The 12,234-nt window shown below is 54.0% G+C and carries 14 protein-coding genes and 1 other RNA gene; 7 read left to right on the top strand and 8 right to left on the bottom strand.

Features of this window, described 5'->3' with window-relative positions; all coding sequences use genetic code 11:
* Positions 1-26 precede the first annotated feature (26 nt).
* Entirely contained in the window at positions 27-1,259 is a 1,233-nt protein-coding gene (locus HMPREF1144_RS17885) for a maltodextrin ABC transporter substrate-binding protein (RefSeq protein ID WP_004129876.1), read from the bottom strand.
* Positions 1,260-1,612: 353 nt separating this feature from the next.
* Between HMPREF1144_RS17885 and HMPREF1144_RS17890 the strand changes: the two genes are divergently transcribed.
* Together HMPREF1144_RS17890 and HMPREF1144_RS17895 are read left to right on the top strand one after the other, a co-directional pair.
* The gene (locus HMPREF1144_RS17890; RefSeq protein WP_004848307.1) at positions 1,613-2,722 is read left to right on the top strand and encodes an ABC transporter ATP-binding protein; all 1,110 of its coding nucleotides are present in this window, start codon (positions 1,613-1,615) and stop codon (positions 2,720-2,722) included.
* 243 nt (positions 2,723-2,965) lie between these two features.
* Positions 2,966-4,552, top strand: a complete 1,587-nt coding sequence (locus HMPREF1144_RS17895) for an EAL domain-containing protein (protein WP_009653597.1) — start codon at positions 2,966-2,968, stop codon at positions 4,550-4,552.
* 2 nt (positions 4,553-4,554) lie between these two features.
* On the opposite strand, the gene HMPREF1144_RS17900 is transcribed toward HMPREF1144_RS17895, so the two are convergent.
* Positions 4,555-4,827 carry a metal-sensing transcriptional repressor gene (locus tag HMPREF1144_RS17900; protein WP_004129869.1) on the bottom strand — a complete coding sequence of 91 codons (273 nt, stop codon included), beginning with the start codon at positions 4,825-4,827 and terminating at the stop codon, positions 4,555-4,557.
* Between the two features lie 168 nt (positions 4,828-4,995).
* Here HMPREF1144_RS17900 and HMPREF1144_RS17905 point away from each other — a divergent pair, with 168 nt between their 5' ends.
* Positions 4,996-5,874, top strand: a complete 879-nt coding sequence (locus HMPREF1144_RS17905) for a nickel/cobalt efflux protein RcnA (RefSeq protein ID WP_009653555.1) — start codon at positions 4,996-4,998, stop codon at positions 5,872-5,874.
* A 46-nt stretch (positions 5,875-5,920) separates the two neighbouring features.
* Here HMPREF1144_RS17905 and HMPREF1144_RS17910 read toward each other — a convergent pair whose 3' ends face one another.
* Both HMPREF1144_RS17910 and HMPREF1144_RS17915 read right to left on the bottom strand, forming a co-directional pair.
* Positions 5,921-6,274: a DUF1428 domain-containing protein gene (locus HMPREF1144_RS17910; RefSeq protein WP_004848301.1), complete on the bottom strand. Its 354-nt coding sequence runs from the start codon at positions 6,272-6,274 to the stop codon at positions 5,921-5,923.
* A gap of 92 nt (positions 6,275-6,366) precedes the next feature.
* Positions 6,367-6,981, bottom strand: coding sequence for a YczE/YyaS/YitT family protein (locus HMPREF1144_RS17915; RefSeq protein ID WP_004848299.1), 615 nt, complete (start codon positions 6,979-6,981; stop codon positions 6,367-6,369).
* Between the two features lie 87 nt (positions 6,982-7,068).
* On the opposite strand from HMPREF1144_RS17915, the gene HMPREF1144_RS17920 reads away from it, so the two are divergent.
* Entirely contained in the window at positions 7,069-8,496 is a 1,428-nt protein-coding gene (locus tag HMPREF1144_RS17920; RefSeq protein ID WP_009653592.1) for a PLP-dependent aminotransferase family protein, read from the top strand.
* Positions 8,497-8,629: 133 nt separating this feature from the next.
* Here the strand turns inward: HMPREF1144_RS17920 and HMPREF1144_RS17925 are convergent, their stop codons facing one another.
* The 3 genes from HMPREF1144_RS17925 to ffs all read right to left on the bottom strand — a co-directional run bounded on the left by HMPREF1144_RS17925 (position 8,630) and on the right by ffs (position 9,510).
* Positions 8,630-8,845, bottom strand: a complete 216-nt coding sequence (locus HMPREF1144_RS17925; RefSeq protein ID WP_004129860.1) for a hypothetical protein — start codon at positions 8,843-8,845, stop codon at positions 8,630-8,632.
* A complete protein-coding gene (locus HMPREF1144_RS17930; RefSeq protein ID WP_004848294.1) occupies positions 8,842-9,099 on the bottom strand; it encodes a hypothetical protein in 258 nt (85 codons plus the stop codon). The genes HMPREF1144_RS17925 and HMPREF1144_RS17930 overlap by 4 nt, the downstream gene beginning before the upstream one ends.
* Positions 9,100-9,413: 314 nt before the next feature.
* Positions 9,414-9,510: signal recognition particle sRNA small type (gene ffs, locus HMPREF1144_RS30755), an RNA gene on the bottom strand.
* A 254-nt stretch (positions 9,511-9,764) separates the two neighbouring features.
* Here ffs and HMPREF1144_RS17935 point away from each other — a divergent pair.
* Both HMPREF1144_RS17935 and HMPREF1144_RS17940 read left to right on the top strand, forming a co-directional pair.
* Positions 9,765-10,172 (top strand): hypothetical protein, encoded by a 408-nt coding sequence (locus HMPREF1144_RS17935; protein ID WP_004848292.1) that lies wholly within the window; start codon positions 9,765-9,767, stop codon positions 10,170-10,172.
* Positions 10,173-10,237: 65 nt separating this feature from the next.
* Positions 10,238-10,549 carry an MGMT family protein gene (locus HMPREF1144_RS17940; RefSeq protein WP_004848290.1) on the top strand — a complete coding sequence of 104 codons (312 nt, stop codon included), beginning with the start codon at positions 10,238-10,240 and terminating at the stop codon, positions 10,547-10,549.
* Between the two features lie 39 nt (positions 10,550-10,588).
* Here the strand turns inward: HMPREF1144_RS17940 and HMPREF1144_RS17945 are convergent, their stop codons facing one another.
* Entirely contained in the window at positions 10,589-11,098 is a 510-nt protein-coding gene (locus HMPREF1144_RS17945) for a YbaY family lipoprotein (protein ID WP_009653589.1), read from the bottom strand.
* Positions 11,099-11,318: 220 nt separating this feature from the next.
* On the opposite strand from HMPREF1144_RS17945, the gene tesB reads away from it, so the two are divergent.
* Positions 11,319-12,182 carry an acyl-CoA thioesterase II gene (gene tesB, locus HMPREF1144_RS17950; protein WP_004848287.1) on the top strand — a complete coding sequence of 288 codons (864 nt, stop codon included), beginning with the start codon at positions 11,319-11,321 and terminating at the stop codon, positions 12,180-12,182.
* The last annotated feature ends 52 nt before the right edge of the window (positions 12,183-12,234 follow it).

Raw genomic sequence — 12,234 nt, forward strand, 5'->3', positions numbered from 1 at the left:
CCCTCCCGTTCTGTTACATCACCGGATTATTGATTGCTGGCCTGCATGGCTTCGATCTGCATTTTGATCTGCTTTTCAGCGTTATCGAGCGCTGCCTTCGGCTCCTGTTTACCGGTCAGGCTAAGCTCGAGCGCGGCGTTCGCCGGGCCCCATACCTCTCCCATTTCCGGGATCCCGGGCATCGCCGTCGCCCGCGCTGACTGCACCGCCACCGCGCTGGCCTTTTCGTCATTCTTAATCAGCGGATCGTCAATCATGGCCTTCAGCGGCGGGATTTCCCCGGTGGCGACATAGCGCGCTTTCACGTACTGCGGCTGGTTGATGAACTCGATAAACTGCTGCGCCAGCGCTTTATCTTTACTCCACGTCGAGACGACATAGCCCTTCACGCCGAGGAAGGAGCTCATCGGTTTGCCATCCGGCAGCGTCGGCAAAGGCGCGACGCCATAATGAATGCCTGCCGCTTCATACGGCTGGAAGGCCCACGGGCCGTTAATCACCGCAGCCGCTTTCTTCTCGGTGAACAGCGAGTCGATGGCGTTCAGCCCGTTATCGCCGAGGATCCCCGCCGGGAATACCTTGTCGGTGTAGAATTTTTTCAGGAAAGTCACCGCTTCCACCGCGCCGGGCTTATTCAGGCCGACATCCTGCGGGTTGAAGCCGCCTTTGTCGTTTTTGCCAAAGATATAGCCGCCCATTGGGCCAATAGCGCCCCAGCTGTAATAGATCTGGTCAAACTTCGCCAGCAGGCCGTACTTACCCTCTTCGCGCTGCTTCTTCGAATAGTCGAACCACGCCTGCAGGCTATCCAGCGGCTTATCGATCAGGTCTTTGTTGTAAATCAGCACCAGGGTTTCCACCGCTTTCGGTACGCCGTAAAGCACGTTATCCATATGGAACGCGTTGATTGATGCCGGCGTAAATGCCTCCTGCTTCGCCTGGTCCAGCGTCAGGGGAGACAGCAGTCCCTGGACGACCGCACCGCCTAGCTGGTCATTAGGGATCACCAGCACGTCCGGGCCAATGCCCGCCGGGCCATCAAGGCGCAGCTTTTCCAGCTGCTGGGCGTACGGCATTTCCTGCACGTTCACCTTAACGTTGAACTGCTTTTCAAAATCGCTTACCGCGGCCTTAATGCCGTCGGATTTTTTGATGTCTTCCCAGACGTTGAGCTGTCCGGCCGCGTGCGCCTGCAGGCTAACCAGCTGCCCGGCAGCCAGAGTAGTAAGGATCAGTGCAGCAAGAGTGTTCTTTTTCATTATCAACCTCATGTGAAGGTATAACAATTTAATGGTTTTTATTGGGCGATGTGACTTCCGAGAATCTTTCAGTTAACTGATAAACGGTGATTCATCAACAAATATGCCGTTATTCCTGATTTGTTATACGGTACGCTTTGAATGCTGACAAAACTACTGAAAGCTGCCAGTTGTGTGATCGTGATTGCAGAAATGAAACATCGATATAGGGCGCTAAAACTCTGGAAGTTATAGTCACTGCATGATTTTAGTGTCGTTGAGCATCGCCAGGCTGAATTGTTACACGTTATACAAATAATGCGTCACAGCCCAAATCCCAACGGCAAAAACGGCTACTAACCCGGGGAATGTTGATGTCCAATATACGACTGAGGAATGTCACCAAACGGTTCGGCAGTACAGTGACGCTGCATCAGGTAAATCTTGATATTGAAGATGGCGAGTTTGCGGTTTTCGTCGGTCCGTCAGGCTGCGGCAAATCGACGCTACTGCGAATGATTGCCGGTCTCGAAGAGGTGAGCGAAGGTGAAGTGCTTATTGGCGATGAGGTGATGAATGATGTCGTTCCTGCCCATCGCGGCGTCGCCATGGTATTCCAGTCCTATGCGCTCTACCCGCATATGACGGTAGCGGAAAATATGGGCTATGGCCTGAAGGTGAATAAAGTGCCAAAAGATGAAATTCGCCGCCAGGTTGAAATGGTGGCGAAAACGCTGCAGCTCTCTCATCTGCTGGATCGCAAACCTAAGCAGCTTTCCGGTGGCCAGCGCCAGCGCGTGGCGATCGGTCGCGCCATCGTGCGTAATCCACGGGTGTTTATGTTTGATGAACCCCTCTCCAACCTGGATGCCGAGCTGCGCGTTGAGATGCGCCTGCATATTGCTAAACTGCATCATGAACTCAAAACCACCATGGTTTATGTCACCCACGATCAGGTTGAAGCGATGACGCTGGCCGATAAAATCGTGGTAATGAACTACGGCAAAGTTGAGCAGATGGGTTCGCCGATGTCGCTGTATTACAACCCGGTCAATAAGTTCGTTGCGGGATTTATCGGTTCGCCGAAAATGAACTTCCTGCCCGCGACGGTCACCGCATGGCAGCCGGGCCAGCTTAGCGTGAAGATGGCGCAAGATCATAATCTGACGCTCAATATCACTACATCGCCGCTGCAGCCCGGCGCTGCCGTTACCCTCGGTATTCGCCCTGAACATCTCTCAACTGATGTGAATATCGGTACCGTGGTTGAGTTTCAATGTGAAGTCGTGGAGAGACTGGGTAACAACACCTATCTGTTCGGCCAGTGCTACGGCCACGATAACGTCAAAATTCTGCTGCCCGGCGACGTTCATTTCCGTCCATGGCAGAAGATAAGGGTCGCGTTTGACGATCGCTACTGCATGGTCTTCGACGAAAACGACCAGCGGATTAGCGCTGACATCGCTGCGCCGGACGCCCATTAAGCGCAACATATGACTGTCATGATTGCGCTTTAGAATATGAATCTGTGCTGACAACGCTTATTGCCAGCATACCAGCCCTCGTTTTTCTCCGCGACGCTCCAGGCCTTGGGCGTCGCGGTTCATCCACTGTTAGCCCGAATTCGTTGCTATCTTGCGATTCGGGCCTTTTTCTACCCCGTGCTGAACCCTCTTTTATCTTTCGCGTATACTCATCGAACCCCTCAATAAAATAAGGAAATACTCATGACGACCCGGCATCAGGTGAGTCTGGTTACAGGGGTATTGATACTCGCCATTATCCTGCCGGTCGCGCTGAGCATCTGGCTGGCAATGCAGCAGGCCAAAGAGCAATTTTATAGCGAACTGGACAACTTTTCCGTCCGCGTACTGGCCCGCGTTCAGCAGGTTGCCGATCAGGCAAGAGAGGCGCTGAACGAAGCTGATGCGCATGCGGCTACCACCTGCAGTCCGCAGCATTTGCTCACGATGCGACGGATCGCCTATACCCATCGCTACGTTCAGGAAGTGCTGTGGTTACATGAGGGTATTCCGCAGTGCTCTTCCCTCGAAGATCATCAGGTTTCGGTTACCTTTCCTGCACCCGACCATATCACGGCCGATGGCTATCGTACCTGGCTTACCTCAGTTAACGACCTGGGTCTGAAACATAAAATGACGGCCATGGGTAGTGAGCATCACGTGGTGATGATCGATCCCGTGTCGTTTATCGATGTCATTCCATTAGGCCATGAAGAGATTCACACGCTCTTGTTCGGCACGCAGCGCGATCAAATCATCATTAGCAGTAAACCGCTCAACGCTGCCGTCTGGGAGAAAATTAAGCATCAGTATGCCAGGACCCTAACCCTCGATAGCACCGTTTATCGTATTCATCGTCTCCCGGATCTGGGGCTGGCCATTGCCACCTGGTCCTCGACGGTGCCGCTGCAGAAAAAGCTACATCAGCAGCTGATGCTGTGGCTGCCGATCGGTCTGTTCACCAGCCTTCTGGCCTCATTTCTGCTGCTTCGCCTGCTGCGGAGGCTGCGCTCGCCGCGTAATGGGATGCTGGACGCGCTGAATTCCCATGCCATTCAGGTCTATTACCAGCCCATTATTTCGCTACAGAGTGGAAAGATCGTCGGCGCGGAGGCGCTTGCTCGCTGGAGGCAGCCCGATGGCAGTTTCTTATCGCCAGATATTTTTATTCCGCTTGCCGAACAAACCGGGCTGATAACCCGCTTAACCGAAGATATTGTACGGAAAATATTTACCGATCTCGGTACCTGGCTGCGGCAGCGCCCGGAGATACATATCTCGATAAACCTGTCGGTTGATGATTTGCGTTCGCCAAAGCTGCCGATGCTGTTACAAGAGCAGCTTCAGCGCTGGGGAATCAGCGCTCAGCAGATCATTCTGGAAATCACCGAGCGCGGTTTTGTCGACCCGCAAACCACTCTGCCAGTCATCGCCGGCTATCGTCAGGCCGGACACCGTATCTCCATCGATGACTTCGGCACCGGCTATTCCAGCCTGAGCTATTTACAAAAGCTGGACGTTGACACTCTAAAAATCGATAAAGCATTTGTCGATACGCTGGAGTGTGAATCGCTGACGCCGCACATCATTGAAATGGCGAAAGCGCTCAATCTGGCGACCGTCGCAGAAGGCGTCGAAACCGAAAGCCAACGCGACTGGCTGCGCATGCATGGCGTGCTGTATGCCCAGGGCTGGCTTTATAGTAAGGCGCTGCCAAAAGAGAAATTTATTCTGTGGGCCGAGAATAACCTTAAGGCGTATTCATCGCCGTCCGGAACACATGATGACTGAGCCTATTTCAGATAGGATTTTATCACCTGCATCACCACATCAAGGTCAGCCTCACGCTGACCTTCTTCCGGCTCCTTCACGACATGATCCGTTAAATGCCCCTGGATAACCTGCATCATCATGCCGTTTACCGCACCGCGAATGGCAGCCAGCTGCTGTAGAACCTCTGCGCATTCATGCTCGCGGTTAAGCATTTTTTCCAGCGCGGCGCTTTGCCCCTGAATTTTCTTCAATCGGGTCAATAACATCTTCTTGTGACGAACGGTATGTGACATTTCGCAATCCACTATTTGATTAATCGATCGTTTCCACTAACGACCCTTGTATGCAATCAGAACAGCATAACATGCCCTACTCCCCCGGAGTATTTTTCTACTGGGGGGTAGTATTTGTGTACTGGGGGGGGGGTAGCATACAAGCACTTTTTAGTTAGGGATCACGTTATGAACGATTTCGCTTCACTCCTGCAGCAGGGCAACGCCTGGCTATTTATTCCCAGCGCGATTCTGCTGGGCGCGCTGCACGGCCTTGAGCCCGGGCACTCAAAAACCATGATGGCGGCATTTATCGTGGCGGTGCGGGGAACATTAAAGCAGGCGGTGCTGCTGGGGCTGGCGGCAACGGTATCGCATACGGCGGTGGTCTGGCTGGTGGCCATGGCAGGCCTGTGGCTCGGCCGCGGCTGGAATGCACAAACGTCGGAACCCTGGTTTCAGCTGATCTCAGGGGGCCTTATCGTACTGATTGCCTGCTGGATGCTGGCGCGTACCTGGCGCGAATCGCGTTCACATACCCATACCCATGAACATGAACATGAACATGAACATGAACATGAACATGAACATGAACATGAACATGAACATGAACATGAACATCATCACGATCGCCACCTTGCGCATCAACATCATCCTCACGCTCACCAACCTTCGCGGGTTGCCGCCGATGACTGGCAGGACGCCCATCAGCGCGCGCATGCGCAAGCGATCAATCGCCGCTTTAACGGCCAGCGGGTCACCACCGGGCAGATCGTCTTATTCGGACTGACCGGGGGACTCATTCCCTGCCCGGCATCCATTACCGTGCTGCTCATTTGCCTGCAGTTGAAAAAGTTCTCGCTGGGGGCAACCCTGGTACTGGGGTTTAGCGTTGGGCTGGCAATCACCCTGGTGGCTTCCGGCGCAATTGCCGCCCTCAGCCTCAAGCACGTGGCAAACCGCTGGCCCGGGCTGAACGATCTCTCGCGCAAAGCGCCGTGGATTTCCGGCACCCTGATTATGGGGGTGGGTTTTTATATGCTGCTGCATGGCTGGAGTCATCTGTAGCGCGTCTATCGCCATCCCCAAAAGCGATGGGGATGGCAAAGATGAATTACTCATCCAGAAGCGGGGCAAAGCCGCCGTATATCATTCGTTTTCCATCAAAGGGCATCGATTCGCCAAACTCTTTCATTCGCGGGTCGGCCATCATTTTAGCATTCGCGGCATCGCGAACCTCTTTAGAGGGATACTCAATCCAGCTGAACACCACCTCTTCACTCTCCTCCGCTTTCACCGCCAGGCGAAAATCGGTCAGCTTGCCATCCGGGACATCATCCGCCCAGCACTCGACCACGCGGAGTGCGCCAAACTCTTTAAATAATGGCGCGGCCTTTGCTGCCATCTCGCGGTATGCCTCCTTATTTTCCGCCGGTACGGCAACAACAAAACCATCAACGTACTTCATGAGTCTGCTCTCCGAAGTGAACAGTACGGCCGGAGAATCCGGTCGTATCTGAATTGATAAGTTTAGTCTCCAGGTCTGATGGCAGCGTAAAATCAGGAGATAGCCTCACCGGGTTTCACCAGAGCCTTCCGCGCGACTGGCTGATGAAACCACGGCAGGCACAGCTGGATTAGCGGGCCGATAGTTAACGCATAGAGTACGGTTCCCACGCCAAACTTGCCGCCCATCATCCAGCCAATCAGCAGGACCGAAACTTCAATCGCGGTACGGATACCGCGCAGCGACCACCCCGTACGAGCATGCAGACCGGTCATCAGCCCATCGCGCGGCCCGGGACCAAAGCCCGCGCCAATATACATCCCCGTCGCCAGCGCATTCAGTACGATAGCGCCCGCCAGCAGCAGGCTACGCGCCACCAGCGAATCCAACGGCGGCAGCACGGCCAAGGTCGCGTTTGCCGCCAGCCCCAGCACGATCACGTTGCTCACCGTACCCAGCCCCGGCATTTGCCGTAGCGGGATCCACAGCAGCAGCACTGCCGCTCCCGTCAGGATCATGACCGTACCAAAATCCAGATTAAACTGCTTACCGATCCCCAGATGAAAAACATCCCACGGATCGGCCCCCAGATTGGCATGCACAAATAACGCGGTCGACACGCCGTACAGGACCAGACCAATATAAAGTTGCAGCAAGCGACGTACCATTTTTCACCTCAGGACAATTGCGATTTCCCTTATCATCAGTAAAAATGGATTGATAATTAATGGCCAGTTTTTAAAAAGTGGATTGCTATGTTATCTCGTCGCTTTGGTGCACAATCGCTGGTACGGCTGCTCGGCCACTGGCAGGAGTCCACTTCTCGCACGCCTATCTGGCGTCAGCTTGCAGAAGCGCTGCGCCTGCTCATCCTCGATGGCCGCCTGGCGCTGGAAACGCGACTGCCCGGCGAACGTGAACTGGCGGCTGCCCTGAATATCAGCCGCACCACGGTTGCCAGCGCGCTCGGTCAGCTTCGGGAAGAAGGCTATCTCTACAGCCGTCAGGGAAGCGGTTCGCGGATCGCCTTGCCGGAGCGTCCAGTAGAGGCGGCGGCCAAACAAACGGACCCGCTATCGGTGAATCTGGCCGTTGCCGCCCTTAGCGCCGGCCCCGAGATCCATCAGGCCTACAGCCAGGCCTTAAAGATCATGCCTGAACATTTATCCAACACCGGTTACGATCAACAAGGGCTCCCGCTTCTGCGCGAAGCCATCGCCCGCCGCTATAGCGAACGCGGGCTGCCAACCCGCAGCGATGAAGTGATGATTGTCAACGGAGCCCTTAGCGGCTTTGCGCTGGTACTGCGTTTATTCACCGGGCCCGGCGATCGAGTGGTGGTGGATGCGCCAACTTACCCCATGGCGCTTAGCGCGATACAGGGCGCATCATGTCGTCCGGTTAGCGTGGCATTACCGCAGCATGGATGGGATTGCGACGGTCTGGCGGCAACGATTGCCCAAACGGCTCCGCGTCTGGCATGGCTGATGCCGGATTTTCATAATCCCACCGGCCGCTGTATGGATAGCGCTACGCGCCAGCGGGTAGCGGACATCGCCGCACAAACCCGCACCACGCTGGTGGCAGACGAAACGATGGTGGATTTATGGTATGACGCCCCGCCGCCGCCGCCTTTAGCGGCATTTAATCCTGATGCCCCGGTGATAACCATCGGTTCAGCGGGAAAAAGCTTCTGGGGCGGCCTGCGCATAGGTTGGATCCGCGCATCTTCGCGAACCATTGCTTCGCTGGTTCAGGCCCGCGACTCTCTCGATCTCGGCTCCCCGCTGCTGGAACAGCTGGCCTGCTGCTGGTTGCTTGAGAATGAGCACAGGCTGCTGCCGTCACGGCGCGCCATGCTGGCGACTCGCCGGAATATGTGCGGCGCGCTGATGGCAGAATATTTTCCCCACTGGCGCTTTACGCCGCCGGAGGGAGGACTCTCTTTTTGGGTGGAATTACCGGGAATGCTGGCGACGCTCTTTTCCGTTCGCGCTGAAAGCCGGGGAATTCACATCGGGACGGGAACTCGCTTTGGCCTGGCCGGCGCGTTTGATCGCTATTTGCGTTTGCCCTTTACCCTTTCGGATGACGAACTGCGCAGCGCATTTACGACATTGCAGCCGTTGTGGCATAGTCTGACTGAGCAGAAAGAGAGCTTCCGCCTGAGGAAAATCATTTAAGAAAATATCGACGGGCTGGAGCCAGCCCGTCAAAAACCATCATCCATGACGCATATGAGATGTTTTTATAAAATTGCGCTTCAATTTTGTCTTTCTGACGTGTCAGCCCGATGACAAAATTGCAATAGTTTCATTAATGCTGACGCGGGATCGGAAACCCTTTCAGAGAAATAATAAAGCCGTCTTCATCTTTTTTTATTTTTGCCCCTGTGTCACACCAGTCGGAGGCAATGCGAAAGAACTCATCGCTACCGATATTCCAGTTCAGGCGTACGTGCTTAACGTATCCGGAACGTAGCATATCGCAGGCTTCGCTATAGTTGCTGGCTGTAGAGAGTTGTTGTTTCATTTTTTCTTCTTCAGAATTTTACGTAATGCTTTGATTTCTTTAGGGGTTAATGGAGACGCTTCCTCTTCGGTATGCTGGCTATCGATATCTTCTTCCGAAACCCCCGCCTCGTCTGCTGATTCCGCTACCTGAAAGGCCAGCAGCAGCAGTTTCTCCGTAGCTGTTCCTAAATTTTCGTTATTTTCTTCCGCATACTGACGCAGCTTTTCTTTTAACTCGCCATCAATTTTTACGTTCAGAACCACAGTGGTCATAGTCACGCTTCCCGTGAAATAAAATCATCATATAATTAATACACGAAGTTAACATGCTGATCCAGAGATATATTTTTAGCTTATATCAAACAACATTTTCCCATGAATAATCTGCACGTTATATATGACATAAAGATGACAATAATATTTCAGTTAAATTTCAAATTTATGACGCAGTGAATTTTTGGCATAAAAAATAGAGAGTTTAGAAACGAAAAATACTCACAATCTATTTGTGGATATTAAATATGAAGGCTGAGGGAAACCATGGAATGAATGCGAATAGCGAGAGGGTCCCCTGAAATGGGTGGGGGCCCTGCCAGCTACATCCCGGCACACACGTCGTCTGCTCTGGCTGCTTCCTTCCGGACCTGACCTGGTAAACAGAGTAGCGTTGCGGGAGAACCAACAGAGCCCCCATTGAGAGCGCTAGTTACCTAACGCGCTGGCGCATTATCCCTGCTGAACCCCTGAATTGCAAGCCGCCGGTGATTGGGTGCTGGTTTATTGCGCAAAGGCGCGTCTACAGCGGCTTTTCACCGTAAAATGGTCCCGATCCCTTTATGAGATTGCGAGCACACTCTCAGCGGAAATCCTCGCCAGCGGCCATAATGAGGCTTATCTACCGTCTTTTTTAATCAACGCACTATCTCAATGGTATATGAATGAGTGAATCACCGCGTTTAATCACTACCCTGGCGATGCCGGCCATCGCGGAAGTGACCGTTCCCTTCCGCGGTTTAAACTTTCTGCGTCCGGAGGTCATCCTCGATTTTGTGACGATTAGCAATAATCAGCTGCTCGCCGTCACCCCGGTCGCGCTGCTCTACTCTACCGTCGGCGTCCTTCAGCACATTGAATTACGTAAACTCCCTATCGACGTCAGCGGTCGCGTGGTGTATCCGATATCAACGCTTAAGCTTCCGGCAATGCGCGCAAAGCTGGTGATTAACGCCCAGTCAAAACGCCTGAAGTTTCTTGAAACACTGCTGAGCAATTCGGCGAATGAAAATGTTCATGGCATGCAGGTGCTGGGTCTGGCGCTGGAATTTACCGTCGTTAAATCGGCCTGACCCGCTATCTGTACAGCCCGTCATACAACGCTTATCCTGAGCCTTTTCCGGCAACAGGACGTACTATGGATTCTCACGATACTTTTCCGCAGCGGGTCTGGCAGATAGTCGCCTCGATTCCAGAGGGATACGTTGCCACCTACGGCGACATTGCTCAGCTGGCGGGTTCACCGCGAGCGGCTCGCCAGGTGGGCGGAGTATTAAAGCGCCTGCCGGAAGGATCGACTCTCCCCTGGCATCGGGTCGTCAACCGCCACGGCGATATCTCCCTTACCGGACCAGATCTGCAGCGCCAACGCCAGGCGCTACTGGCGGAAGGCGTCCAGGTTTCAGGCAGCGGACATATTGATCTGCAGCACTACCGCTGGATTTATTGAAGGCAAAAAAATGCCCCTGTAAAGGGGCATGGTGGGGAGTTACTGGGCAGCAGGAGCGCTGTTGTTCGCCACCGGCACCGCCGTTTGCTGAACCGGCACCAGCACCAGATCGGCCCGGTTACCGCCCTGGTTAATCACCGGCTGCACGGTATCGGTAATAAACATCAGCTGACCGTTAACGGTAATCGCCGCGCTAAGAAGAATGCGGGCATTAGGCTGAATTTGCGCCTGGTTATAGGGCAGGACAAAGTTAAACGGCGCCTGCTTCCCTTCGGTCCTTACCGCTTTTTGCGACAGCACGTGCGCTGGCGCATCGGCCAAAGACGCATCCGACAGGGTTACGGTCAATACCGCGTCCGGCGGTAACGCCACGCGCTGTCGAATATTGATGGTCCCGGATACGTTAGGCTGCTGCTGCGAGGAGCTTAGTGAGGCAATGCCATAAGGATCGGGCGCCGCCTGGTTCGCTGCATTGCTGTTGTGGTTGTTCGCACAGGCAGACAGCGTAGCCGCTACGGCTAAAGCACTTAACATATAGGCAAATTTCATTCTTTTCTCCTTTTCATCCCTTCTTTAACAGGAGTACATCCAGCCACAATCGGGGACAGGACATTAGTATCGTGAATAAGTGTGGCACAGATCTCAGATCTCTTCCTGGAAAAGAGCCCATATTCAGATTATTGAACCCATCGGACCACTTGCGATTCCAGGTTATACTTTGCCTCAATAACGCGCTGCGCCAGGCAGTCATCATTGATTGAGGATAACTATGAGTCAGGCACTAACCCATTTACTGGCATTGTTAAATCTGGAAAAAATTGAAGAGGGATTGTTCCGCGGACAGAGCGAAGATCTGGGATTGCGACAGGTCTTTGGCGGCCAGGTAGTGGGTCAGGCGCTGTATGCGGCAAAAGAGACGGTGCCCTCAGAACGCCTGATTCACTCGTTTCACAGCTACTTCCTGCGTCCCGGCGATAGCCTGAAACCTATCATCTATGATGTTGAAGTCCTGCGCGATGGCAATAGCTTCAGCGCCCGCCGGGTGGCGGCGATTCAAAACGGGAAGCCCATTTTCTATATGACCGCCTCTTTCCAGGCGCCAGAACCCGGCTATGAACATCAGAAAACCATGCCAGCGGCACCCGCTCCGGACGCGCTTCCCTCCGAAACGGATATTGCCCGCAAGCTGGCCCACCTGCTGCCGCCGCAGGTCAAAGAGAAATTTCTCTGCGATAAACCGCTGGAGATTCGCCCGGTCGAATTCCATAACCCTCTGAAAGGGCACGTTGCAGAACCAACGCGCCAGGTCTGGATCCGCGCCAACGGCGCAGTGCCGGAAGATCTCCGCACCCATCAGTCTCTGCTGGGCTACGCTTCAGATTTTAACTTCCTGCCCGTTGCCCTGCAGCCTCACGGCGTCGGTTTTCTGGAGCCGGGCATGCAGGTTGCCACCATCGATCACTCAATGTGGTTCCACCGCCCGTTCAACATCAACGACTGGCTGCTGTACAGCGTTGAGAGCACCTCCGCCTCCAGCGCGCGCGGTTTTGTGCGCGGCGAGTTCTACACTCAGGACGGTACGCTGGTGGCTTCCACGGTGCAGGAAGGCGTCATGCGTAATCGCAACGCATAAAAAAGCAGAGCCTCCCCAAGGGGAGGCTCTGCAGCTTCAGGAGATAACTCGT

Origin of the sequence: Klebsiella sp. OBRC7 (assembly GCF_000293135.1) — a bacterium.
Classification (GTDB): domain Bacteria; phylum Pseudomonadota; class Gammaproteobacteria; order Enterobacterales; family Enterobacteriaceae; genus Klebsiella; species Klebsiella michiganensis.